The 24,364-nt window shown below is 36.9% G+C and carries 24 protein-coding genes; 9 read left to right on the forward strand and 15 right to left on the reverse strand.

The features are described from left to right. Positions 1-328: 328 nt before the first annotated feature. The 6 genes from G8Y84_RS06520 to norA all read right to left on the reverse strand — a co-directional run bounded on the left by G8Y84_RS06520 (position 329) and on the right by norA (position 8,124). Positions 329-2,248 (reverse strand): PTS fructose transporter subunit IIABC, encoded by a 1,920-nt coding sequence (locus G8Y84_RS06520; protein ID WP_105962941.1) that lies wholly within the window; start codon positions 2,246-2,248, stop codon positions 329-331. A 1-nt stretch (position 2,249) separates the two neighbouring features. Next, a complete protein-coding gene (gene pfkB / locus G8Y84_RS06525) occupies positions 2,250-3,173 on the reverse strand; it encodes a 1-phosphofructokinase (RefSeq protein WP_107363567.1) in 924 nt (307 codons plus the stop codon). Next, positions 3,170-3,925 carry a DeoR/GlpR family DNA-binding transcription regulator gene (locus tag G8Y84_RS06530; protein ID WP_105962939.1) on the reverse strand — a complete coding sequence of 252 codons (756 nt, stop codon included), beginning with the start codon at positions 3,923-3,925 and terminating at the stop codon, positions 3,170-3,172. Before G8Y84_RS06530 ends, pfkB begins: the two co-directional genes overlap by 4 nt. A gap of 153 nt (positions 3,926-4,078) precedes the next feature. After that, a complete protein-coding gene (gene ybaK, locus G8Y84_RS06535; RefSeq protein WP_037572609.1) occupies positions 4,079-4,555 on the reverse strand; it encodes a Cys-tRNA(Pro) deacylase in 477 nt (158 codons plus the stop codon). 18 nt (positions 4,556-4,573) lie between these two features. Next, entirely contained in the window at positions 4,574-6,895 is a 2,322-nt protein-coding gene (locus G8Y84_RS06540) for a CDP-glycerol glycerophosphotransferase family protein (protein WP_165806202.1), read from the reverse strand. A gap of 68 nt (positions 6,896-6,963) precedes the next feature. After that, a complete protein-coding gene (gene norA, locus G8Y84_RS06545) occupies positions 6,964-8,124 on the reverse strand; it encodes a multidrug efflux MFS transporter NorA (protein WP_107367095.1) in 1,161 nt (386 codons plus the stop codon). 291 nt (positions 8,125-8,415) lie between these two features. On the opposite strand from norA, the gene G8Y84_RS06550 reads away from it, so the two are divergent. Continuing rightward, on the forward strand, positions 8,416-9,033 hold the full coding sequence (locus G8Y84_RS06550; protein ID WP_037572616.1) for a DUF1361 domain-containing protein: 618 nt from the start codon (positions 8,416-8,418) through the stop codon (positions 9,031-9,033). A 286-nt stretch (positions 9,034-9,319) separates the two neighbouring features. After that, on the forward strand, positions 9,320-10,036 hold the full coding sequence (locus G8Y84_RS06555) for a CPBP family intramembrane glutamic endopeptidase (protein ID WP_107367094.1): 717 nt from the start codon (positions 9,320-9,322) through the stop codon (positions 10,034-10,036). A gap of 220 nt (positions 10,037-10,256) precedes the next feature. On the opposite strand, the gene mdh is transcribed toward G8Y84_RS06555, so the two are convergent. The 4 genes from mdh to G8Y84_RS06575 all read right to left on the reverse strand — a co-directional run bounded on the left by mdh (position 10,257) and on the right by G8Y84_RS06575 (position 13,497). Then, a complete protein-coding gene (mdh, locus tag G8Y84_RS06560; protein ID WP_107367093.1) occupies positions 10,257-11,198 on the reverse strand; it encodes a malate dehydrogenase in 942 nt (313 codons plus the stop codon). Positions 11,199-11,338: 140 nt separating this feature from the next. Then, positions 11,339-11,623 carry a hypothetical protein gene (locus tag G8Y84_RS06565; RefSeq protein ID WP_037572624.1) on the reverse strand — a complete coding sequence of 95 codons (285 nt, stop codon included), beginning with the start codon at positions 11,621-11,623 and terminating at the stop codon, positions 11,339-11,341. 24 nt (positions 11,624-11,647) lie between these two features. Further along, positions 11,648-12,556 carry an aldo/keto reductase gene (locus tag G8Y84_RS06570; protein ID WP_037572625.1) on the reverse strand — a complete coding sequence of 303 codons (909 nt, stop codon included), beginning with the start codon at positions 12,554-12,556 and terminating at the stop codon, positions 11,648-11,650. A 20-nt stretch (positions 12,557-12,576) separates the two neighbouring features. Continuing rightward, positions 12,577-13,497 carry a CobW family GTP-binding protein gene (locus G8Y84_RS06575; protein ID WP_037572627.1) on the reverse strand — a complete coding sequence of 307 codons (921 nt, stop codon included), beginning with the start codon at positions 13,495-13,497 and terminating at the stop codon, positions 12,577-12,579. 220 nt (positions 13,498-13,717) lie between these two features. On the opposite strand from G8Y84_RS06575, the gene mgrA reads away from it, so the two are divergent. Further along, a complete protein-coding gene (mgrA, locus tag G8Y84_RS06580) occupies positions 13,718-14,155 on the forward strand; it encodes a global transcriptional regulator MgrA (protein ID WP_037572629.1) in 438 nt (145 codons plus the stop codon). 368 nt (positions 14,156-14,523) lie between these two features. On the opposite strand, the gene G8Y84_RS06585 is transcribed toward mgrA, so the two are convergent. Both G8Y84_RS06585 and G8Y84_RS06590 read right to left on the reverse strand, forming a co-directional pair. Next, a complete protein-coding gene (locus G8Y84_RS06585) occupies positions 14,524-16,167 on the reverse strand; it encodes an amino acid ABC transporter ATP-binding/permease protein (protein WP_165806203.1) in 1,644 nt (547 codons plus the stop codon). Positions 16,168-16,223: 56 nt separating this feature from the next. Continuing rightward, on the reverse strand, positions 16,224-17,828 hold the full coding sequence (locus G8Y84_RS06590) for an ABC transporter ATP-binding protein/permease (RefSeq protein ID WP_103159336.1): 1,605 nt from the start codon (positions 17,826-17,828) through the stop codon (positions 16,224-16,226). A gap of 246 nt (positions 17,829-18,074) precedes the next feature. Here G8Y84_RS06590 and G8Y84_RS06595 point away from each other — a divergent pair, with 246 nt between their 5' ends. From G8Y84_RS06595 to G8Y84_RS06620, 6 genes are all read left to right on the forward strand, one after another. Continuing rightward, positions 18,075-18,929 carry an undecaprenyl-diphosphate phosphatase gene (locus G8Y84_RS06595; RefSeq protein ID WP_105962933.1) on the forward strand — a complete coding sequence of 285 codons (855 nt, stop codon included), beginning with the start codon at positions 18,075-18,077 and terminating at the stop codon, positions 18,927-18,929. A 305-nt stretch (positions 18,930-19,234) separates the two neighbouring features. Further along, a complete protein-coding gene (locus G8Y84_RS06600; RefSeq protein ID WP_037572638.1) occupies positions 19,235-19,876 on the forward strand; it encodes a CPBP family intramembrane glutamic endopeptidase in 642 nt (213 codons plus the stop codon). A 37-nt stretch (positions 19,877-19,913) separates the two neighbouring features. Next, a complete protein-coding gene (locus G8Y84_RS06605; protein ID WP_037572641.1) occupies positions 19,914-20,270 on the forward strand; it encodes a DoxX family protein in 357 nt (118 codons plus the stop codon). Positions 20,271-20,626: 356 nt separating this feature from the next. After that, positions 20,627-21,934, forward strand: coding sequence for a hypothetical protein (locus tag G8Y84_RS11580; RefSeq protein WP_069191673.1), 1,308 nt, complete (start codon positions 20,627-20,629; stop codon positions 21,932-21,934). A 1-nt stretch (position 21,935) separates the two neighbouring features. After that, positions 21,936-22,397 carry a YaiI/YqxD family protein gene (locus tag G8Y84_RS06615; RefSeq protein WP_105996673.1) on the forward strand — a complete coding sequence of 154 codons (462 nt, stop codon included), beginning with the start codon at positions 21,936-21,938 and terminating at the stop codon, positions 22,395-22,397. Then, complete coding sequence (locus G8Y84_RS06620) at positions 22,397-22,963, forward strand: LOG family protein (protein ID WP_037573069.1); 567 nt, start codon at positions 22,397-22,399, stop codon at positions 22,961-22,963. Before G8Y84_RS06615 ends, G8Y84_RS06620 begins: the two co-directional genes overlap by 1 nt. Positions 22,964-23,001: 38 nt before the next feature. Here the strand turns inward: G8Y84_RS06620 and G8Y84_RS06625 are convergent, their stop codons facing one another. From G8Y84_RS06625 to G8Y84_RS11380, 3 genes are all read right to left on the reverse strand, one after another. Continuing rightward, positions 23,002-23,544, reverse strand: coding sequence for a GNAT family N-acetyltransferase (locus tag G8Y84_RS06625; RefSeq protein ID WP_165806204.1), 543 nt, complete (start codon positions 23,542-23,544; stop codon positions 23,002-23,004). A gap of 93 nt (positions 23,545-23,637) precedes the next feature. After that, entirely contained in the window at positions 23,638-23,937 is a 300-nt protein-coding gene (locus G8Y84_RS06630; RefSeq protein WP_037572650.1) for a hypothetical protein, read from the reverse strand. A 100-nt stretch (positions 23,938-24,037) separates the two neighbouring features. Continuing rightward, entirely contained in the window at positions 24,038-24,364 is a 327-nt protein-coding gene (locus G8Y84_RS11380; protein WP_233650031.1) for an SA0632 family lipoprotein, read from the reverse strand.

The following is a 24,364-nucleotide window of genomic DNA, read 5'->3' on the forward strand; positions in this document are numbered from 1 at the left end:
ATTAATTCTATCATAGCATAATTTTTAGTGAAATAATACTATCAACACACATGACCTGATAAAACGACTTTATTTTTTACTCCCTACTAAATGAAATGCTTCTAAATGCACATAGAACATTAAGGCAAAAATTTTATTTATTCACGAATGTGCGTTACCCCTCCACTTACTGACCTTTCAGTGCTATAAAAATAGCCATCAAAATTCACCCGAGAGTAAACCTTGATGGCTTGGTCACATAAAATGACCGCTACATCTTAACTTATTATGATGGATATCTATAGTTTCGTTTAAGTACTTTTCAGCACAGATTTTTGACGCGATTTATTTAAGTTAAATCTGATGTTGTTAATTTTTCAGTATCTTTTTTCAAGATGCCGTAAAGCACTGCACTTATGATTGATCCGATTAGAATCGCAATAATTGTAAATAACGAATGACTCCAATCTGTACCAAAGATAACGAAAATACCACCATGTGGGGCTTGGATGCGTGAACCGAATAATAAGGCAAGTCCACCCGCCACACCTGAACCGACCATCATAGATGGAATAACGCGTATTGGATCGGCAGCCGCAAATGGGATGGCACCTTCTGTAATAAAGGAAGCGCCCATCACAATGTTAGGAACTATTGAACCACGTTGCGCTTTAGAGAATTTACGTTTAAATAGCATCATTGCGATGGCAATTGCGATTGGTGGTACCATTCCGCCTACCATTGCGGCAGTAATCGGCGCTGCATTCCCCGCTGTTAAAGCAGCTGTACTGAACACATAAGCGGCTTTGTTGAATGGGCCACCCATATCGATAGCCATCATTGCACCGATAACAATGCCTAAAATAACAATATTAGATCCAGAAAGACCATTTAAGCCATTTTGTAGCGCACTATTGAGCCAAGATGCCGGTGTGTTAAATACATAAATCATTAATAATCCTGTAATGAGTACAGAAAAAATAGGATAAATTAATGTTGGTTTTAATCCTTCTAACATTTGTGGGAAGTTTTTAGTGAGCGCTTTAATCCCTTGTGTGAGATAACCTGCTAAGAAACCTGCAATAATCCCACCAATGAAACCAGAACCCCCTGTTACGGCGAGCATACCCCCTACTAAACCAGCGGCAAAGCCAGGCTTATCAGCGATACTACGTGCAATATATCCAGCTAAAATAGGAATAATGAGCGCAAATGCACTTTTGTTTCCAATTTCCCAAAGACTAGCGGCAAATGCATTATACTCAGAGCTTTTCGGATCAAATGAGTTTGGACCAATCATAAAAACGATGGCCATCAAAATACCTCCGGCAATAACGAGAGGTAACATATTCGAAACACCATTCATTAAATGTTTATAAATCGTTTTGCCTACACCTAGTTTTTCTTCATTAGCATCTGAAGTCTGTTTAGCGTCGTCAGCAACGAATGGTTTACGACTTGTATCCAGTGCTGTTTGAATTAGGGCTTCTGGGCGTTTAATCCCATCTGCAACAGGGACTTGTACCACGTTTTTACCATTAAAACGATTCGTTTCAACATGGACGTCTGCAGCTACAATAATTCCTGTGGCACGTTCAATATCATCTGCTGTTAAAGTATTTTTCACACCGCCCGCACCATTTGTTTCAACTTTCATTTTAACGCCCATTTGCTCTGCTTGTTTTTTGAGTGCATCGCGTGCCATGAAAGTATGGGCGATACCTGTCGGACATGCGGTTACTGCGAGGACATAAGGTTCATTGTCATTGCTTGGTGCAGTTGTTGCTACCTCTTCTGTTTCTTCTTCTGTGGCTTCGTCGTCTGCTTGGTTGATTATCGCTAAAACTTCTTCGGGTGAATTTGCTTCCAACAGTTTTCCACGTATACCTTCGTCCATTAAAATCCCTGATAATTTCGCTAAAGCATCTAAATGCGTTTGTGCTCCTGACTCAGGCGCTGCGATCATAAAAAAGAGATGCGCAGGTTGCATGTCTAAACTGTCATAATCAATACCTGCTTTAGATTTACCAAAGGCGATGGCAGGTTGGTCTACAGCGGCTACTTTGGCATGTGGAATGGCAATCCCCTCACCGATACCTGTGGAGCTTTGACTTTCTCGATTTTTTATTCCTTCAATAAAGCTTGCTAAATCATTTAATTTTCCAGCTTTTTCTAATTGACTCGCAAGTTCTTCAATGGCGCTATTTTTATCTGTTGCACTTAAATCCATTGCGATGGTTTCTTTTGTGAGTAACTCAGTAATTCTCATGTTACCCCTCCTTATGAATGGGTGTCACTGACACCTGTGATTGTAATGATTGAATGGCTTGTAACTCGGCTAAATCGTCATTAAATGCTGTTGCTGAACCTGAAGCAATGGCAAGTTTTAATCGTTGTTCAATTGGTAGCTTTGAAGCGTTTCCAGCAAGCATACCTGCCACTGTACTGTCCCCAGCGCCTACTGTATTGATCACTTCACCTTTTGGCGCTGTGATTTTAAAGGCGTTTTGCGCATCCACATAAATCGCGCCTTCTCCTCCCAGAGAAACAAGAACGGCTTGTGCCCCTTCTTCAAGGAGACGTGAGGCGTAATGTACAATCTCCTTGTCACTACTCATTTTCACCTCGAACATTTCTTCTAGCTCATGCTGATTCGGTTTTACAAATAAGGGACGATATTTCAAAATCCCTTTCATTAAGCCTTTTTCTGCATCAACAACGAGTTGAGCCCCCGTTTGTTGTACAACTTTCGCAATTTTTTCGTAAGTCGTTTGAGGTAAACTGCTCGGTACACTTCCCGCTAATACAACAATATCTTCGGGTGTCGTTTGTTGAATACGTTGAAGTAAAGATTGGAATTGTGCTTCAGAAATGGATGGGCCCGCCGCATTAATCTCGGTTTCTTGTTCATTTTTCAATTTAATATTAATACGGGTGTCTTCGTTTACTTCAGTAAAATCTGTTTCAATACCTGCATTTTCTAACTGATTTTTAATAAATCGACCAGGAAACCCTCCAATAAACCCTAATGCTATAGAAGGCACTTGAAGTGTCTTCAATACTCTAGAGACGTTGATCCCTTTTCCACCAGCAAATTTAGCTGTAGAAGTCGAACGGTTAAGTTCACCCGGACGATATTGATCTAAGAAAACAATATAGTCAATGGATGGATTTAAAGTCACTGTATAAATCATAATGCTCCTCCTAAAAATTCATAGACGTCTTTAAAACGGCTAAGATTATGGCTTTCAAACGCTTTAGTTGATGTAATGATAATAGGTGTCTCTTCCGTATGAATACGCGCAAAATAACTTTGATAAAATTTTGAAGCATCCGCTAAAATGTAGGTTTGTAAACCATAGCGCATTGCATTTTCTTTCATAAATGCCTCTTGTTCGTCTGGCGTTGTCAATCCTGCATCATAATCAATGCCGTTAATACCTAAAAACACCTTGTTGAAAGAGTAATGTTTAAGACTGTCGGCCGCTCTGCTTCCGACAACAGCCATTGTCGTAGGTTTAATGGAACCCCCAACGATTCTTGTCAAATAGCCTTTTTTAATTAACGCTTCTACATGCGGCAACCCATTAGTGACAACAGTAATGTCTTTCGCCTTGATGTGCGCAATCATCTCTAATGTCGTAGAGCCTGCGTCAATGTAGATACAATCTCCATCTTTAATTAATTGGGCAGCTTGTTGCGCAATTTGTATTTTTTCATCAATGTGCTGCGTACGTTTCGTATCTAAGGCCAATTCTTGTTGCGCTTGTGTTAATTTTGCCCCCCCATGCACACGGATGAGCCATCCTTCTTCTTGAAGTTTGGTCAAATCACGACGCATCGTTGAAGCACTACACCCTGTATATTCAATAAGATGTTGCAACGATAAAAAGTGGTGCTTGCGCAAGGCATCTAAAATCATTTCATGTCTTTTTTCGGTTAACATTGAGTCACCTCATTTCACTTACATTATAATGAATCCGTTTCCACAAATCAATCATTTTCTATCACTTACAATCAAAAACAACCATATAACGACGTATAAAAGACACATTTAACGTTTTTTTCAATCAAAAACAATCAAATGTGTCTTCAATCCTTATGTTGTGATGATGGAGGCTTTGTGCGCTTTTGCGAGGGTAGCTAAATCTTTGGGGTCCACGCCCATTTGCACACCACGCTGACCTGCACTGACATAGACACGGTCGTTGTCAAACATCGTCGTATCAAAAACTGTAGGAAAGGCCGTTTTCATCCCTATAGGTGAACAGCCTCCTCGCACATACCCTGTCACCCGCTTTAAATCGTCAAGTGGCATTAATTGTAGCTTTTTTTCTCCCACAACATGTGCCGCTTGTTTCATATCAAGATGGGCTTGTACTGGAATGACGAACACAAAATGGTCATGTTGTGCATTTTCAAGTACTAATGTTTTAAAGACTTGCTCTGGGTTCGCCCCTATTTTTTCAGCGACATGCGTCCCGTCCATATGGGTGTCGCCCACTTCGAACGTACGTACCTCGTAGGAGACTTTTGCTTGATCTAAACGTCGCATCGCATTAGTCTTTTTAGCCATTACGCTCACTTCCTCACTTTAATTAAACATTTTATTTACAATTTTCTTATCTGAACATGATGTATCTTGTGTCATAAACGTTTGAATGATTGCACTGTGATCCACATGTGGATGCGTTTGAATATACTGCGCAATTTCACGTGGCTCTGCAGGAAACTGTCTTACACTGGCAATTTCTTTAAAATCAAAATAAAAACCTACAGATTGTTTATAGTCGGACGTATCTTCATCCAAGACTATCATCGGACGATTCAGATGCGCATAATCAAATAATGCCGAAGAATAATCGGTAATCAGAGCGTCTGAAATCAAATAAAGCTCCTGTATGTCTACCCATTCGTTCATAAAACAGTGAATACGTGGGTGCATATGGCGATAAGTTTCATACAGATGACCTTCATTAGGATGAAGTTTTACAATCACTTCATAATGATTCGGTAAAGCATTAAGGAGTGCGATTAAATCTAACTGTGAAATTTGCTCACGTTGTGTTTTGCGCCAAGTTGGACAAAACAGGAGATAACACGTTTCTGAGTGTTTGATATCAAAATATTTTTCTTGTATTTCCATACGTTTTCTCGCATTGTTGTTATCTTTTAGCAACAAACTATTTCGCGGCGCCCCTTCTTGCCATATACGTAATGATGGGTGTGCTTTTAAATTAAATGCACTTGATATGAGTGTTTCATAACGGTCAGAACATGATAAAAGGATATCCCACTTTTTCATGCGTGGCATAAAAGCCTCGCTTTGGCGCTTACGCTCTTCTTCATCTATTAAGTCATTAACCATGCGTTTTAGCGGAACACCATGCCAAGTTTGGATGACTTCTTGCTTCGGATGTTTTAATAAACGATCCCATAAATTGCCGTTAATAATCACAAAATGCGATTTTTCAAATGCTTCGACATATTCCTTGGAACCAAAACGGACAGGATGAAAACCGTAGCGTCTAATTTCAATATCAACAAATTCATTACTTGAACTTACATGAATCTGATGTTGTGGATATTGACGTTGAATCTCTAGCGCGAGTGCTTTAGGGTCTCCCGAAAAGTTTTTCCCATGAAACGATTCGATAAATACATGGTTCTTAGAAGGTGAATATTTCTGTTGGTGACGTTGTTTGTATTTTTTCTCGGTCGCAAAAATCGCACGTCTTGCATATTGATAGAGACGGGATTGTTTATTAAATTTACGTTTCCATGATTCAGGAAGATGATTAAACGCTTTTTTTAGCGTATGTTTTATCACATAACGACTATAATAAAAACGCTCAGCGCTCGAGACTTGTGCGACTTCATGTGCCTTAATATCATGGGATTGTGCCATAGAAAAAAGCTGTTCTAATAATGCTTGACTATAGTCTTCATATTGAAACTGCTGATGAAAATATTGAAAATCTTCTTGGCGCATCGTCTCAGTATAGGTTTCATTTATAGCTTTCATAATGAGTTCATAGTCATGTGTGAGTTGTTTATTTAAAAATGAAACCGCATGAAAGGGTTCATAAATCGGTTGAAGTACTTGGTCATCTCCCGGATAAATACAAGCTTTGTGTCCCTTGCCTATCGCTTCAAGTATTGAATATCCTAAAGTTTCATATGGAGAAGTAGATAAGTATATCGCATGTTCAGGCATGGCTTTGTTAAGGTGCACATGTTCTTCGAGATGATAGTAACGAATGAGTTGTTCGTATAACTCGAGGGAGGGTCCATATCCTTGAACGAACAGCTGTACATCCCTTTGCCCTTTCGTATGTACAATAAAATGCATTAATCTTAAAGCGTAGGAAATATCTTTAATCGCATCTTCAAAACGTGCTTTAATCATTAAATTTTTCGTTGGAGGACTTGGCATAGGTTGATAAACGATATGATCTGTATTGACATACATCGGAAAAACATAAGGATAATCATAATGTTTTTCAAATTGTGTTGCAATCTCAGGGGTACTTACGCGTATCGCGTCTACCGCTTCTAGTGCTAAATCACGCGTTCCGTGAATATAAGCTAACGGTCCGTGTATTTCACCAAGAATTTTAATGTGCGGCGCCCGGCGTTTTACCTCACGCGCAAATCCAAAAAAGTCCTCTCTCGTCAAAATGAGGACGTCACACGCAAGCAACGATTTTTCACTTCGAAAGCTTTCAAAATGAATGCCTTCGATTTCTCGGCGTGCATCGCTTTTTAACTTTTGAATATGACGTTTTCGAAATGGTAAATAATTAATGTAAGTGACCGTGTGGCCCGCTTCTTTTAATGTACGCAATAGATTTAAATTACTGCGTGTTGTGCCTCCTTGTTGAAATAAATTAAACCCTAATATTTTTATATGCATAGACGGTTCGCTCCTATAACTAGTCTTTTCATAAGTTTATGGATATTACTTTTAATCATCGATATGCTTTAATTGCTTTTTAAACGTTGGCGTAACTGTTTTTCGATAAAGATGACCATGCATCCTAGTGCCATAAAAGCAATGGACATGAGTAGCGGGAATTCAATATTCAAATCATAAAGCCCTCCTGCAAATAAAGGTCCTACAAAATTACCCATACTCGTAAATGTTGAGTTGATGCCTCCTGCAAAACCTTGCCTGTCGCCAGCGATATTTGAAAAATAATTGGTTAACGCAGGGCGAATCAAATCAAACCCAATGAAAACAATAAAGCAAATCAACATCACATGCCAATAAGTGTGAGCGAAAATTAAAAGCCCAAGAATGATTGCAGAATAAATCAAAGCATACGTAATAAATGTCAATTCACTAAAATATCGGATTAGCTTATCGAAAAAGAAAATTTGAAAAATCGCTCCAAAAATGCCACCACCTGTAATAGCGATAGAAATATCCGCCGGCTGAAAATTCATTTTATCAGCTGTGTAAAGTGGGAATAACGTTTCAAAAGCGGATAATCCTAAGGCAAGTATTAAAGTCAATATGGCAGGAGTGACAAACATTTTAAAGTTCACTTCGCTCAATTGACGTCCTTCTATTGTCGTAAAACCTTGCCCTGTTTGATTTTGAGGAGAACGTACGAGTAACACTGTCCCTACAAAAGCAAAGATCCCTAATACCCCAGCAAAGATAAACGGTAATCTATGAGAGAGTTCAGCTAAAAAGCCCCCCATCCCAGGACCTAATATAAACCCTGCTGAAATAATGGCTGACATATACCCAAAATTTTTAGCCTTATCTTTGGCCGGTGAAATGTCAGCAATCAAACCCGTCACACCAGGCATGACCATTCCGGCACTCAATCCTCCGAGAACACGGGAGATAATGAGAATCGTAAATGTATGGCCAAACGCAAAAAGAAACTCTGACACACTAAATAATACAAGCCCGATACAAATAATGAGTTTCTTTCCTAATTTATCAGCTAATGCACCGCCAAAAGGAGAAATGATCATCTGTGCGAGTGCAAAGGCGGCCACAAGTATACCTAAGTCAGCCCCAGTAAGCCCTAAATCCTTCAAATAAATTGGCAACACCGGAATCACGAGCCCAATACCAAGAAAGATTAAAAATATGTTTGTATATAAAACGATAAGCTGTTTTTTCATATGCCGACGTCACCTCCAAAGCAAATAGTGAATCTATTATATATGTGTCTATCCCAAGTTGAAAAGCGTTATGAGTTGAATTCTCTACATATTTTCCGTAGTGTATGTGACGGATAAAACTATACAGAATTCACTTCTGATGCAACTTATAAAATGGTATTTAACGTTTGTGTCACGCGAAAAATTGGCACATCCTGTCTCATCACACTTTATGAGTAAATGGTGATGTCCCATATTAAATTTATTTAATTTTATCACACTATGACATTTTTATTTTAAAGGAGGCCTTATATGCAAGCCCGATACATTGCTCGAGCCTTATACATCGTTTTAATGTTGGTGACGTTTATCGTCCCTCATCACTTTAAATTTCTTTTATTAAATATGACGCTTGCTTACATCCCATTAGAACTGGCTTATCTATTAAAACTATTTGTGCCTAGACGCTTGTTTGAATGGCCATTATTTCTTATCTACCTTCTTATCTTCGTGTTAATGCTACCGAACACATTTTACATGGTGACAGACTTAATACATTTAAATCAGTTTTCATTTAGCTTTTTATCTGGCCTTGTCTTAAATGAATGGATTCACTTTGGTTTACTCATTTGTGGCGTTTTATTCGCTGTCTATTGCTTTATGTTGATTTCACTTGAGCTCTTCCATTTGCCTTTCCCGGCTTGGATACGTTACGGGCTGTTAGTTGGGATGATTTTATTAAATGGATTAGGCATTTATATTGGTCGCTTTTTAAGATTTCATAGCGTCCATATTATTAATAATCCGTTTTCAGTCATTTGGTCTACATTGAAATCCATCGATAGCGCAGCTCTGACGTTTATTTTATTAATGGCGTTAATACAAGGCCTTCTATTACTATGTTTGAAAGGAGTACGAACAAGACCATGATATTTGTATTTCTCATTATTGCTCTCCAATGCGGAATGAGTGTTTTGCTTTATCGTCTTAATTGGCCTATACCGTGGTGTATTGCGTTATTTTTCTTGCCCTTTGGCATTGGTCTATTTTTACTCCAACTCTTTTATTATGAGCGTCACTATCCGAACTGGCACGTCCCTTTTCACATTAAATTAAAGTTAAAATATATGTATATTCTCACATTTTTTGAATTTGTATTTTTGTATTTACTTCTTTTTGTGGTTAAATAAAGATATTACATCATGGGAGGCAAATTATGAACGCATCTAAAACACAGCGTCCGCATTGGCGGGATTTGTGGGCATTTGTCATTTATTTTGGATTATCTCAAATCATTGCGCTTTTGCTCTACTATTTTTATATGCATTTTGCAATTTCAAAAACACCGACGCCCGTCCTCTTTTTATGGACGAGTACTTTGACTTCTGTTGGGGTCATTGGTTTTCTTGCTTGGTCACATCGCCACCATCTAAAAACAAAATTGATACAACAACTGAGAGGATTAAAGCAGGCCTTTCTCTCCATCATTTTGGCGTATGTCATTTATCTTATTTTGAATGTCTTTTTAGGTGTGGCTTTAAAATTTTTGCCAAAGGCTTGGCAATTTGACAATACTTCGAACCAAAAATCACTTTTAGTTCTGTTTCAAGATAAAAGTTGGCTCCCTTTTGTTTTCATCGTTTTAGTCATTTTAACGCCAATTACAGAAGAGTTGTTATTTCGACATATTATCATCGGGGAACTGGGCAAGAAATTTGGGATTAGGGTAATGGGAGCTTTTTCCATATTTATTTTCACATTTTTGCACGTGAAGTCTGCCACATCCCCTTTTGAAGCAGCCCCTTATTTATTAATGTCTTGCCTATTTGTAATTATGTATATACGGTCGCGATGCAATATTGCCGTTTCTATCACATTACATATGTTGGTCAATGGCTTTTCGTTTTTGGCCATTGTGATGCAATCTATTTAACCCTTTATCACATCTAACGCTAACATTCCGATGACCTTAAATGAATTAGCCCTCAAAATTTACGCTTAAATAAATTTTGAGGGCTAATTTAATAAGACTTGAAATAGAAAATATTTATTTTCGAACTAAAAGTAAAATCTCATTACAACCTAAAGGAATTGTTTTTTAATTCAAGCACATCGTTCATTTCTAATCTAAATTCTTAAGTAACATCAATAACTTAAACATGCCCCTTGAGTAATGCTTTAAGTTGGCGTACCGCTTCTGCAGAATGCGCAAACTGTTGACGTTCCTCGTCTGTCAAATCAATTTCAATGATTTTCTCAATCCCATTTGCCCCTAACACTGTTGGCACACCGATATATAAATCTTCTAACCCATAAACACCGTTACAATAGGCGATACTTGGCAACACACGCTTTTTGTCTAAAATAATGGCCTCCACCATTTCATATACCGCAGCTGCAGGGGCATAATAAGCCGAGCCATCTCCGAGCAGTTTGACAATTTCCGCACCCCCATTTTGTGTGCGCTTAATAATATCTTGTATTTTTTCTTGCGGTAAAAGTTCATTGAGGGGAACGCCATTCACATGACTATGTCTTATTAAAGGTACCATTGTATCCCCATGACCACCTAGAACGATGCCATGCACATCATTAACCGCAACGCCTAAAGCGTCTGCCACAAATGTATTAAATCTTGCTGAATCTAATACTCCAGATTGTCCCATCACGCGTTCACTCAGAAATCCTGATTTTTGATAGACAGTATAGGTCATCGCATCAACTGGGTTCGTGAGTACAATAATTTTACACTCCGGTGAATATTTAACAATTTGCTCAGTCACCTCAATCATGACTTGTTCGTTTGTTTGAATCAATTCATCTCTCGTCATGCCTGGCAAACGTGGCACCCCTGCCGTAATCACAACAACGTCAGAATCTTTAGTTTCACTATAATCCGTTGTCGATGTGACATGCGTATCAAATCCTAAAATCGATCCGCTTTGTAAGATGTCTAATGTTTTCCCTTTGATGGCTTGCTTATTTTTTTCTCGATCGACTAAAACGACATCCGCAATGTCGCGTGTTGCCGTTATAAAGGCCAGTGTTGAACCTGTATGCCCCGAACCTATAATAGATACTTTTTTACGTTTCATGACCGAATCCCCCTTTATCCTTCCTCATTTTCATTATAGCATCGAAAATTGAAATATGAACGTTAAAATGAAAGCGCTTTCTAAAAAATATATAAAAATAGGGGCAAATAACATGCGCGTCATCTCCCCCTAGTATTACCTTAACTATGTGCTGAAAAGAATACATTTAAAACTACTGCAAAAATGCCTACGATACAAAGTGTCATGACCAGAAGCAGTAGACTTGTTTTTCCATACTTTAGTAAAAATGCAATAAATGTGGCGATGACATGATAGACCATAAATACGCCAATGATTGCGACGAACCAGATAATTTTAGGTGAAAATAACAACACCAACATCATTAAAATCGCAAAAACTACATACGGCACAGCAATCATGTTACGCATAAATACAAAATGCCGTCTTTTTACATCTTGAGTCATTTTTTAAATCTCCTTTATCGTTATTTACGGAATATCATATCCTTGAGCAGCCGTATAAATATCGAACCATTCCTGATCTGATAACTGTATTTCTAAACCTTTTATGGCTTGTTGAACACGTGTCATATGTTGTGTCCCAAGGATAGGTAGAATAGACGCAGGATGTTTCATAAACCATGCAATCACAACTGCCTCGACGGATGTCTGATGCGATGAAGCTATTTGTTTTAAAACAGGTAACACACGCTTCGACACCTTATCAGAGGAATCAAATAATCGTCCTCCCGCAAAAGGCCCCCAAGCCATTATTTTAACTTGGTCTTTATACATATCATCTATTGTCCCATCGTGAAAGGCATTTAAATGATAAGGTGAAATTTCAACCTGGTTAACTGCGATATGAAAGCGGTCATCTTTTAAACATTCATTTAGAAGTTCATATTGAGAACGTCGAAAATTTGACACACCAAATGATTTTACTTTCCCTTCTTCAACTAATTCCTGGAGAGCTTCTGTAATTTCACAGGGTTTCATTAAGGGAGATGGTCTATGAATTAATAAAGTGTCAATCACGTCCACCTGTAAGTTATTTAATGAACGCTCAACCGAACGCTTAATATGTTTTTTACTGACATCATAACGATGTTCCGTTTGATCAGGAAATATAGTGTTAGGTTGCACGATACCGCATTTAGTGACGATTTCAATTTGAGATTTAAGCTCAGGAGATAAATTTAAAGCGTCTCCAAACATTTTTTCAACAGTGTAATGCCCATAAATATCAGCATGGTCCATCGTTGTTATACCATTTTCAACAAGTTGATGTATGAATGTATTCAATTCCTGTTTTGACATGTTCCATTTGTCTGCACGATAAAATCCTTGGATGATTTGTGAGTACGAGACATGTTGATTAATCGAAACCTTTTTCATTTCAGTCTTCCTCCCTTTCTTTAGCTAAATTGTAACATATCCAGTTGGTCTCTTAATTTAGACTTATCTAAATGTTCACCTATAAATACAAGCGTGAGCGGAACTTCTTCTTGTCCCACACTTTCTAAAGAAGGAATGGGATGTGCATATTGAAATGCCATTGTCTCGTTGGGTTGCTCCCTTAACTTGAGAAAGCCTTTCACTCTTAAAATATTATCTGGAAATTTCAGTATGAAACTCACAAACGCTTCTTGAGAGACAGGCCCTTGAAATGTATAAGTCATACTTTGAAAAACGGGATGCCCATGAGAAGATTTGAGTGAAGTTGTAGCATCTTTAGTTTGTGGTTCTAGCATTTCATGTAGTTCTCCAAATGAAGTCCAAACCACGTGACTATTCGGAGCAAATTCACGGATTTGAGAATACATTTCTTCTTTTTTATCCTCTTTTAATAAATCTGTCTTATTGACAATGATATGGTGGCTTGCACGCATTTGATCTTCTAACAACTGACGTTTCGATGCACTCAAAGTATCAAAAGAAATGATATCGGGCGCTGCGACTATTGTAATAATTTCAGGCGTCTGTACTATTTGAATAAGCTTTGGATCTTCACATGCCACCATCATGTCTATCGGGTTGGCTATCCCTGTTGCTTCAATCACGATGTGTTCTACTTGATTATGTTCTACTAATTGTTGTATGGTACTCATTAGCTCTGTTTGTAAATTACAACAGACACACCCATGCATTAATGAAACTTTTGTATCTAAATGATTTAAAAGTTGCCCATCCATGTCAAAATTACCAAATTCATTGACAATTAACGCAACTTTCTCATCATTTTTTAATATTTTTGGCATATAATTGTTTAGAAATGTGGTTTTGCCGCTCCCTAAAAAACCATTAACAATTGTAACTTTTGTTTTATCATTAAACATAAAATCTAACCTTTCTCTTAAATAAACAACAAATTTTTGAAAATGTATGTATAAATCTGTCTTTTAGCTTGATAAAGTGTGTAGAATCTTCTAAAATTACTGCATGCTTTATTTTTAGCATAGCATAGATTTAAGTAGAGCGACTTAAATCCACTCAATTATGGACGGATTCCCATCCGTGAGAGAGAAATACGGATAGAATGTCTGGAGGAAAAATATTATGTCTGATCATCTTAATTTAAAAGAGCAAGTATGTTTCAGTTTGTATAACGCACAACGTCAAGTGAACCGTTATTATTCAAACAAAATATTTAAAAAATACAACTTAACTTATCCACAATTTCTAGTACTTGAAATTTTATGGAATCAATCACCTGTAAATGTGAAAAAAGTTGTTACTGATCTTGCCTTGGACACAGGAACGGTTTCGCCATTACTTAAACGTATGGAACAAATTGATTTAATCAAAAGAGAGCGTTCTGAAATCGATCAACGTGAAGTCTACGTACACCTCACTGAAAAAAGTGAAAAAATGAAACCTGAATTAGAAAACGCTTCTAAAACTGTAGCTGAAGCCTCTTCACTTGATCCTGATGAAATTAAAGAATTGAATCGTTTACTTGATAAGATCATTACTGCTTTTAGTGAATCAAAATAATTGAGTGTACAGATTAACTTCAGTAACGGTGTAACTGTATCAAAATCGCCCTATTCTAGCTAATTGGATTAAACAAGATTTTTTAGCATATTAACGAAGCAGTATCTTAAAATACTGCTCCTGCCTTATTTAAAGCATGCCAATCAAATTAAAAATATAGATAACCTCTGCGTTATCCTACACAGAATATTTAAGCACGTCCGCCTTAATTCTTTAAGACGTAGACGTGCTTTTTTACATCCTCATACGCAATGATGAAATTAAATTATTAGTCAATATTTCGCATCGTATCAAAGCATCCTCTTATTCATGACTTACGTCACAGACAATCAATTCGTGACCCCCTATATAGATGCTTGGTCTAAATTTTAAACTTGTGGATAGCGTTGAAGTTTGCCATCTATCATCTTGTACACTGTGTCAAATCCACTTAAAATATTTAAATCGTGTGTCGCCACAATAAGAGTATCCGCTGACTTGTGTATTTCTGACATGATATTCGCCGCTCTTTTAGCATCAATGCCTTGGGACGGTTCATCTAGTATCCATACGGGTGCCCCTTTCAACCATAGACGTGCAAGTGCTAAACGTTGAAACTCCCCACCTGAAAGCGCCTCTCGGTTTAAAGTGACATTGCGCTCTAAAGCAATATGAGCTAAACCGACGCGTTCCAATGCTTGTAAATCTTCTTTTTCTGAACCGTTAATTAATAAATTTTCTTTTATAGAACCATCAAAAAACTGCGCATCTTGCGTTAAAGCATTGACTTGCGTTAACCAATGTGAACGATGAAACTGAGAGGTGCCCGCAATATTAAATGTTCCATTTGTAACTGGATAAAGTCCCATCAAGAGATGGAGTAATGTAGATTTCCCTGAACCTGAGGCACCTAAAATTGCGACATGTTCCCCTTTTTTTATTTTAAGCTGAACCGACTTAAGGACTGGCTGTTCCTGTGTTGGAAAGCGATGTGTGACTTGGTCTAAATGAAAAAGCTCAGTTTGGTCTTTTAAATTGGCGACAGTAATTTTTTCGTCTCCTTCAGCGACGTGTCCAAGCGTCATCACTTCATTCAGTTGTTGCGTCGCTTGATCCGTTTCTGCTTTGTAATATGCCACCTGACTCATCATGACATGTTGTTCAAATAAGGTTAATAACATAAGGACTGTACTTGTAGACAAAACAGGATCAAAAGCGCCTTGTTTTATTTGAAAAATGATGCACAGAATCGTTAAGAAAATGGCAATCATACTGATGACATTTAGGATAAATTGATAAAAGATATGAAACATTTGTTCTTGATGCTCTGCTTCACTTAATTGTTTTTCTGCCTCATTTAGTGAATCCCTGTAAGTACCAAGTTGGTTAAATCGTTTTAATTCTTCATAACCTAAAATAAAATCAAAGTACCGATGCATGAAATAGTTATATTTATAATCTAATTTTTGTTTAATGGTCAATGCGCGCTTGGCACTCACATTCGGGACTACCCATAATGATAAAGCCATAACTATCGCAATGAGCACCGCATGCCACGGTGTAAAGAATAGTAAGGTAATAATTGTGATGATACTCGTCAATCCAATCACAATTGGCGGATAATATACTCTTAAATAAATATTTTGGAGCGATTCGATTTGTGACACCATGTTTCCTAATAAATCACTTGTTTTAAAATGTCGAAATACGTTTGGAACAATTGGAACAAGCGCTTTGTAAAACTGAACACGCACATCACGCAACATCGTAAATGTCGCTCTATGCGAATATAATCTTTCATAATAGCGTGTAATCGCACGGGTGAAGCCGAATAATTTCACACTTACGATTAAACCCATTAAAGCAAATAAAGGGGCCCCTAAGGCACTTTGCGTAATCATATAGCCACTTAAAAAGAACATGGCTAAAGCAACCATCGTCCCGACGCCACCTAGGATAACAGCGAGAACAATATCACGATTCCACTTAATATTTAACGATGTATTTAGAGACCGGGTTATACGTTTCGACATAGTTTTAAAATCCTTTCTTTAAATAATCACTTTCACCCATTTTCAACTTGTAGCATTTACATTTCAGTTTTAATGATAGTGTCATCTTTAATCATCTTTCCTCCATCGATGTACCATCGTCTCGTTGCAGTATTAAGCACCTCTTGTCGATGTGCAATGGTGAGTGTGGTGCATTTAGAAAAGTGCGATTGTAGTGTTTCTTGTATTTTTTGTTCAGTCTCTATATCTAAACCTGTCGTAGGTTCATCCAGCACAATCAAATCAGGATTTAATAATAAAACACGTGCCAGCTCTATTCTGCGCATTTCTCCTCCGGAAAGCATTTCGCCTCCTTCCCCAATCATCGTATAGATGCCTTTTTTTAGTTGGGCGACTTTATCACTCAAAGCAACTTGTTTTAAAACTGTTTCAATCGCTAATTCGTCCGTCTCTTTAAATAAGGTGATGTTTTCAGCAATGGTAGCATTAAAAATATACGGCTGTTGCGATAAATAACCTATATTTAAAGGTTTAGCATAGGTGATGGTGCCTTTAGACAATGTGCGTTCACCTATTAAAAGTTGCACTAACGTTGTTTTACCGGCGCCACTTGGACCCACAATCGCGATATGGTCTCCTTCGTGAATACACCCTGATACATCTTGAATCACGTCTACATCCGTGTGAGGATAGCGGTAAGAAACGGCTTTCATCTCAATTAATGGTTGTTGATGCGCATCTATAGGGATAGGTGGCTGTTCGACTGTCTCTTCATCCAGTGCTTTTCGAACAATGTCACTCGCCCCCTCACTCTCTTTACCGACGTGAAACGCTTGCCCTAAATCCTTCATAGCATTATAAAATTCTGGTGCTAATATAAAAGCAATAGTGGCTGATAAAAACGAGATATTCTTAAAAACGATTAAACTCAAACCAACCTCTAAAGCAACAAGACCAATCCCTAACATACTAATAAAATCTAGCATTAAGCCAGATAAAAATGCACTTCTAAGAATGACCATTGTTTTATCTCGAAATTGCGTACTCTCTTGTTCTATTTTATCGATCGCCAAGTCGGAACGTTGAAACAATTTGAGGGTCACCAATCCACGTGTCAAATTGACAAAGCGCTGACTGAATTGGTTTAAAAATGTCATTTGATCTTTCGCTGCATCACGTGTTTTCAACCCGAAAATAATATAGAACAAAGGAATAAACGGTGCGGTCACGAGCATAATCACTGCTGAAGGCCAATGTATTCCAAACATCACGAGAATAATCACGAAAGGAATAAAAGTGGATTTGAAAAATTGAGGTAAATACGTTCTAAAAAAGGGCAACATCTCTTTAATTGTTTCTGTCGCAATATTGATCTTTGCACCCACAGGTTCACTGGACTGTTGATGAAGTAATCGATATCTCACCTCACGTCGCACAAGATGGCTTATCCGTTCGCCTAACACATCATTAAACATCATCAATGTCGCTCTCAGTAGCAATGCCATTGCGAGTATGGTGAGCACATAGAACCAAGAAGCGCCTTTGTTAAATAACAGACGGTCTAAAATCACTGCGATTGTCACATTTTGAGCAATCACGGTCAATGCCAATATAAGATTAACCACACCGAAGAGCACAACATAAAGTCGGTATTGTTTTAACCAATTAAAAAGCCATTTCATATTCATACTCCTTTAAAAATCACTTCTATCCACATAGATAATTATTGAATATGGATAGTATATAATGATACATTTTATGATGCATTAGAATTCACTTATAAATGCTTTAAGTTGTGACAGTTTATTTACAACCTAAAATCTCATACTTTGGACCGATAGCATTATTTTAGTGAGACATGCTTATAAAAGATATGCTATGATAAGCTAAGTTATAAAGTAAAAATAAACATAAAGAGGGTTAATGGTATGCTATTTTTCGAATTACTTAAGGCATTAGTGCTTGGTATCGTTGAAGGTTTAACAGAATTTGCGCCTGTCTCTTCAACGGGTCACATGATTTTAGTAGATGATATGTGGTTGAAATCAACACAATTTTTAGGTTCTGAATCGGCATTTACATTCAAAGTTGTGATTCAGTTAGGATCCGTATTTGCAGCAGCATGGGTCTTTAGACATAAATATTTTGAAATGTTACACATTGGCAAATATGCCCCAGAAGTCCAAAGCGGACGTCGTTCTAAGCCACGTCGTTTAAAAATCACTCATATTTTAGTAGGGATGATTCCTGCAGGTATACTTGGTGTGTTATTTGACGATTTTATTGAAAAACATTTGTTCAGTGTACCTACTGTATTAATTGGCTTATTTTTAGGTGCCATTTATATGATTATCGCTGACAAGTTTAGTCGCAACGTTCGTAACACCATTCAAGTCGACGAAATTAACTATTTTCAAGCATTCGTCATTGGTTTATCTCAAGCGATTGCGATGTGGCCTGGTTTTTCGCGTTCAGGGTCCACAATTTCAACGGGTGTATTAATGAAAATGGACCACAAATCGGCTTCTGACTTTACCTTTATGATGGCCGTACCTATTATGTTAGCCGCAAGCGGACTTTCACTCGTTAAAAATATAGGTTTTATTCACCTTTCTCATATTCCGTTTTATATTATTGGATTTTTAGCGGCATTTATTTTTGGATTATTATCTATCAAGTTATTCTTAACGTTAATCCAACGTGTAAAATTATTACCATTTGCGATTTATCGAATCGTACTCGTGGTTGTTATCGCTGTTGTTTACTACGGCATTATTAAATAATATTAAAATAGCCATTCCAATTTATTAGAAGGTAAGTTGGAATGGCTTTTTAATATACAACGTTAAAAAATGATATTTGAATGTTAATTCGCCTCACTTTGTTTTAAAAGGCAATGCCAAAATAACATAGTCACTTGTTAGAGTTAAATCCCTCTTTTCAATTTTCTACTATTTTTCCTACAGACGTATTAAGAACAATCAAAACTTAAATATCTAATCCTTTATTAATTTTAAGAATTATTTAATGTTTATTTTTTATATTCCCCTTTACTATAATGATAGACGAATTATTGAAAGGGGATATAATGAATCACATTTCAACTTTTTTTAAAGATGATTTATCTGTATCAAAAGAGTCGACAGGACGCGTCTTTTTAAAGGGAATACTATTTGCATTCCTACTAATCATTGCTTTTGATATTAGCAACTACACGCCTGACCATCCTCTATGGTCTGTCGTCTCAGTCATATGCCTTGTGGTTATTATCGCCATAATGCCTTACTTTGGTATACATTTTATTTCTTTGAAAGCCTTAAAAGTCTCGGATCTTTTTATTGTTATCGCTGCATTATTATTTATGTTCGGCTTAGATAATGCATTCACTTATTTTATAGATGATAACAATGTCAACGACACTGGCATTGATCATGATTTCCAAGGCGTGCCATTATGGGCTTCAATTATAAGCATCGCTATAGTCCCAGCGATTGCTGAAGAACTGGTCACACGTGGCATTATTTTACGCTTATTTTTTAGACATCATTTATTTATAGGCATGATTGTTTCAAGTGCAATATTCGCTTATTTGCACGAATCCGATTCACTCATTGGCTACCTTCCTTATTTTTATGCAGGTCTCATATTTTCACTTGTCTATTTAAAAACAAAGCGTATTGAAGCAGCCATGTTGGTTCATTTTTTAAATAATTTTCTAGGAACAATTTAAAGTTATATACATCAAAGATTAGAAAGGAAGATGCCTTATGAAACTAGGTATGTTACTCATTAGATGGATGCTTGCAACTTCATTTTTAGTACACGGAACTTTAAAATTTGTGGATTTAGACGGAACGATTCACTTTTTAGGGTCATTGGGATTACCCCCAACTTTAGCCGTTTTAATGTCAATTGGTGAAGTTGTCGGCGGTGTCATGCTCATTGCCGGTATACTTACGCCTTATGTTAACGTGTTTTATATCAGTGTGATGTTAGGTTCAATTTTCACACTTAAATTAAGTCGTGGTTATGTGAGTGGCTTTGAATTTGAAATCATTCATATCGTCATGAACCTCGCTTGTATTTGTAGCTATAAATGGAATAAGTGGATGCAATTTTATTAAGCCCTTGCGTGCGCACCACATAAAAGGGTTATCTTATAGAGACCTATATCATTTTAACTGTCGACAAAAGCGAAAGATTTCGTCGACAGTTTTTATACTTTCTTTTATCATTTTTGCTTTCTCACGCTTTGCTCTTATTTGTTGAACATCGCTAGAATACTCCTACAATTTCCTCGAAAACATACAACTTCTCCTATAATGTTAAAATGAAAGACCTCACCCTTTTGTTTAAATCACTCTTATCAAATTCTCAAATCATCTGTATTTTGCTACTCAAATGAATTGTATTGCGCGTTTATCATCTAGTATCATAGGGTAAAAGGACTTAAGTATATTCATAAATGGAGGCAACGTGCATGAATAAAACGATTAAAACGATTATCAACGTATTACCTATTTTTATCGTTCCTTTAATTACAGAACGACAAAAATTCAAAGAACACCCTGAAGTAAAAAAAGTAACACATGCAACAGTAAACACTTCAAAAGCAGTTGCACATAAAACATCGAATGCTGCAAGCCATGTTAAATCAACGGCAGGTCATGTGACACATTCAGTAACGTCAAATACGAGTCAAATTAAAGATCATTTAGCAACAAAAAAACGTCGCCGTGATTACAATAAAGCGATGAAAAAAGAAGCAGAAGCACAACGTTATAGAAGAGAAGAAAATGTCCGTGCACGTGGAGAAAAGATAGAAGAAGAAAACCGAAAAGAAATCAATAAGTTGAATAAAAAGCTTCAAAAAACTATCGATCAACGCCACAAAGACGAAGAAAAAGCTTTAAAAAAACGTCAAAAAGATATGGTCAAAAACATGGATAAAATGCAAAAATACGAAGAAAAAGCAGGCCATGTCCCAGGAAATAATGATGCAAGTGACTTTGAATTAGCTTCATCTTCTAACGAAAAAGTGTTACAAGGGCATCAAGACCGTTCAGAAATTTTGAATGAAGGTCAACGTCTTGAAAAAGATAATAAAGCTGAGACTCAAAAATTAAATAAAAAACTTCAAAAAAATATTGAAAAACGTCGTAAAGAAGAAGAAAAACAACTTAAAAAAGATGAAAAAGCACGTAAAAAGCAGTTAAAAAAGCTTCAGAAAAAGGAAAATCACGCAGTTGAGTCAAGCACAATTGCTGGCGTTGCTCAAAACAATACAGAGGACACTCAAACAAAACCCTCTAAAAAGGAATTAAAGCAACAGAAGAAAGATGAAAAAAAGCGTGATAAACAAGCTAAAAAATTAGAAAAGAAAATCCAAAAAAGCGCTGAAAAAGTAGATTTAGCTGCTCAAGCACCTGATCCAGATAAATTACCACCACGCATCCAATCTATGTCAGAAGTGCAATCTTTTGAAGCACAAACAGGCCTTGTAGACAAGAAGCCTCAAGCTCAACATAAAGTATCACAAGCCGAAGAGACAAAAACAACACCACAATCAAATGAAACAACACAAAAACAGCAAGAGACCTCTACAAAAAAACCTCAAGATAAAAAGACAAGTGTGAAAACACAAGTAGAGGATAGCTTAGAAAGTGCTCCACTATTTAAAAAGCAATACGCTCAAATGGAACAACATGTGAACGATAGTGATCAACAGCGTAAAGACCATCAACTCAATAAAGTTTCACAAAAAACTTTAAACAAATTAAAACGATAATATGCGTGTACTCATTGATGGAGATGCTTGTCCTGTTGTTGATTCAATCATTGAATTGACAACTGAGACAGGCATTTTTGTACATATTTACCGAAGCTACGCACACTATTCGCATCAAGGTTTCCCGCCCCATGTTCAAGTACATTATATTGATGGTGGACGCGATGCAGTGGATTTTGCTCTCGTCAAAGGTATGTCATCAAAGGATTTAGTGGTCACGCAAGATTATGGTCTTGCAAGTATTGCACTTCAAAAAGCACGCTATGTCATGCATCACCTCGGCTATTTGTATACTCAAGACAACATTGATCAACTTTTATTGCAACGCTTTTATAACCAACAAGAGCGACGTAAAACTCGGCGTTATGGTAAAGGACCTAAACCTTTTAAGCAAGCTCAACGTCAACAATTTGAAGCCTCATTTCAATCCATTATCGATAAAGAAAAGGAGTCTTTTTCATGATTAAACGAATTGCAATTTTTTGTGGAGCAAGTAAAGGACATAATGAAATTTATGTGAACAAAGCCTATGAACTTGGCACTTATTTAGCGAAACACAACATCGAACTAGTTTTTGGCGCAGGTTCGGTAGGTATTATGGGTGCGATTCAAAAAGGAGTTTTAGATCATGGAGGCAAGGCTATCGGCGTGATGCCCCGATTTTTAGATGAACGTGAAATTACAAGTCAAGACGTCACAGAATTAATTCTCGTTGATTCTATGCATGAGCGAAAACAAAAAATGTCAGAGTTAGCTGATGCTTTCATTATGGCCCCAGGGGGTGCTGGATCCCTTGAAGAGTTTTTTGAAATATATAGTTGGGCGCAAATTGGTCTCCACCAAAAGCCGATTGGTATCTTCAATACAAACCAATTTTTTCAACCCTTAATCGCCCTTATTGATCATATGATAGCGGAAGGATTTATTGATCAAAAATATAAAAATTTGGCTATGCCCTATGACACCCCTGAAACACTCATCGACGGATTAAAACAAGCCAAACCTATTTCAACAAGAACATATGACTAACAAAACGCCTAAAGCGCACATTCTGCACTTTAGGCGTTTTATTCTGGTTTCCAAACATAGCGTACATTTTCTTTTAATTCATGATAGGTACTTAATTCTAGTTTATCAAAATAATCTACAAATGTCATGCCGATTTTCTCCATAACACGTATAGACGCTTTATTGGCTTTCGCAGCAATCGCATATATAGGCCCTAAATTCATGCCCTTAATATAATTTAATACCGCTTCAGCCCCTTCTTGTGCAATACCATTATCCCAAACCTCAGGCATCAGTCTCCAACCAATCTCATAAAATGGGAGCTCTTGAAAAGTGTACTGACTGTCTTTAGAAATATAATTCAGACCTATAAATCCTATCCATTGATGTGTCGCTTTTAATTCGACCGCAAACAAACCGATACCTTGTTTTTTCAATGAACTCCGCATCGCTTCAAAGTCGAGTTGAGAGCGCTGATAACTCAATAAACTTGTAAAATAACGACGGACTTGACGATTGGCGTTCATTTGTTGGAGCGGTAATAAATCTGAATCTTGCCAATCTCTTAATATCAATCGCTCAGTCTCAATATACACTGTCATAAGGTAGCCCCCTTTCTCTCTACTTAAAAAATTTCATAATTAAAACACGCTCCATAGCTACATCCGCTAAAGAACGTGTAAAATACTTTGAACCTATGCTCTTGAAATGTAGCTTATAAGTTGAATTTTGACGGCTTTGTCTTTGAGGCGTTCAAGATTTTGACCTTTTGTTGTTGTAAAAACAGCATCCACAAGATCGTTTTTGTGATTTAAACGGTAGGTTGCTGTATATGTTTCCCAATCGTGTTCAAAGTTTGGTTTTAATGCGATATTACGGTGTATTTCACCTGTAGAGTCAATAATACTATAGCCTGTAATATTTTCAATTTCACGGCCTAATTCAACTAATGACATATCGCGGCCTTCAATTAAGTTAAATTCTTTTTCATACATGGTGGAGTCCCTCTTTTCTATTACGATCAATTTATGTGTTTTTTTACCCTCATCTCACGTTTATCAAACGCCATCTTTTTTATCTTTAGATGTCTCTGTTTTAGTTTTTTTCTTGTTTATGCGATGCGTTTGAGGCATCATGTGCACTTTGAGATGAATCTTCATGATGTGCATCCGTTTTATCTTTATTTTTCGAGTCAGAAGAGTGCTTTTCTTTTACGTCTGGTTTTTTTATATCTTCTTCTAACTGCTTGATTTGGTCATCTAACTTTTTGCTTTGATCTTTTAGCTTTTTATTTTCATCTTGTAATGTTTTTTGTTCTTTTTCTAATGATTTGATTTCATTTTGAAGTTTATCTTTTTCACTTTGACCACAGCCTGCTAATAAAACAATACTTGCCGTTAAAGTACACAGTAATTTTTTCAT

It is taken from the genome of Staphylococcus sp. 11511212 (assembly GCF_011394755.1).
GTDB lineage: Bacteria > Bacillota > Bacilli > Staphylococcales > Staphylococcaceae > Staphylococcus > Staphylococcus chromogenes.

Excerpts from the sequence above, each read along its gene's own strand:
- G8Y84_RS06575 (WP_037572627.1), bottom strand. The coding sequence starts at position 13,497 with ATGTTTAATGATAAAACAAAAGTTACAATTGTTAATGGTTTTTTAGGG.
- mgrA (WP_037572629.1), top strand. The coding sequence starts at position 13,718 with ATGTCTGATCATCTTAATTTAAAAGAGCAAGTATGTTTCAGTTTGTAT.
- G8Y84_RS06555 (WP_107367094.1), top strand. The coding sequence starts at position 9,320 with ATGAACGCATCTAAAACACAGCGTCCGCATTGGCGGGATTTGTGGGCA.
- G8Y84_RS06530 (WP_105962939.1), bottom strand. The coding sequence starts at position 3,925 with ATGTTAACCGAAAAAAGACATGAAATGATTTTAGATGCCTTGCGCAAG.
- G8Y84_RS06625 (WP_165806204.1), bottom strand. The coding sequence starts at position 23,544 with ATGACAGTGTATATTGAGACTGAGCGATTGATATTAAGAGATTGGCAA.
- G8Y84_RS06605 (WP_037572641.1), top strand. The coding sequence starts at position 19,914 with ATGAAACTAGGTATGTTACTCATTAGATGGATGCTTGCAACTTCATTT.
- mdh (WP_107367093.1), bottom strand. The coding sequence starts at position 11,198 with ATGAAACGTAAAAAAGTATCTATTATAGGTTCGGGGCATACAGGTTCA.
- G8Y84_RS11380 (WP_233650031.1), bottom strand. The coding sequence starts at position 24,364 with ATGAAAAAATTACTGTGTACTTTAACGGCAAGTATTGTTTTATTAGCA.
- G8Y84_RS06590 (WP_103159336.1), bottom strand. The coding sequence starts at position 17,828 with ATGAAATGGCTTTTTAATTGGTTAAAACAATACCGACTTTATGTTGTG.
- ybaK (WP_037572609.1), bottom strand. The coding sequence starts at position 4,555 with ATGGCTAAAAAGACTAATGCGATGCGACGTTTAGATCAAGCAAAAGTC.
- G8Y84_RS06630 (WP_037572650.1), bottom strand. The coding sequence starts at position 23,937 with ATGTATGAAAAAGAATTTAACTTAATTGAAGGCCGCGATATGTCATTA.
- G8Y84_RS06600 (WP_037572638.1), top strand. The coding sequence starts at position 19,235 with ATGAATCACATTTCAACTTTTTTTAAAGATGATTTATCTGTATCAAAA.
- G8Y84_RS06570 (WP_037572625.1), bottom strand. The coding sequence starts at position 12,556 with ATGAAAAAGGTTTCGATTAATCAACATGTCTCGTACTCACAAATCATC.
- G8Y84_RS11580 (WP_069191673.1), top strand. The coding sequence starts at position 20,627 with ATGAATAAAACGATTAAAACGATTATCAACGTATTACCTATTTTTATC.
- G8Y84_RS06565 (WP_037572624.1), bottom strand. The coding sequence starts at position 11,623 with ATGACTCAAGATGTAAAAAGACGGCATTTTGTATTTATGCGTAACATG.
- G8Y84_RS06520 (WP_105962941.1), bottom strand. The coding sequence starts at position 2,248 with ATGAGAATTACTGAGTTACTCACAAAAGAAACCATCGCAATGGATTTA.
- norA (WP_107367095.1), bottom strand. The coding sequence starts at position 8,124 with ATGAAAAAACAGCTTATCGTTTTATATACAAACATATTTTTAATCTTT.
- G8Y84_RS06595 (WP_105962933.1), top strand. The coding sequence starts at position 18,075 with ATGCTATTTTTCGAATTACTTAAGGCATTAGTGCTTGGTATCGTTGAA.
- G8Y84_RS06540 (WP_165806202.1), bottom strand. The coding sequence starts at position 6,895 with ATGCATATAAAAATATTAGGGTTTAATTTATTTCAACAAGGAGGCACA.
- G8Y84_RS06585 (WP_165806203.1), bottom strand. The coding sequence starts at position 16,167 with ATGTCGAAACGTATAACCCGGTCTCTAAATACATCGTTAAATATTAAG.
- G8Y84_RS06615 (WP_105996673.1), top strand. The coding sequence starts at position 21,936 with ATGCGTGTACTCATTGATGGAGATGCTTGTCCTGTTGTTGATTCAATC.
- pfkB (WP_107363567.1), bottom strand. The coding sequence starts at position 3,173 with ATGATTTATACAGTGACTTTAAATCCATCCATTGACTATATTGTTTTC.
- G8Y84_RS06550 (WP_037572616.1), top strand. The coding sequence starts at position 8,416 with ATGCAAGCCCGATACATTGCTCGAGCCTTATACATCGTTTTAATGTTG.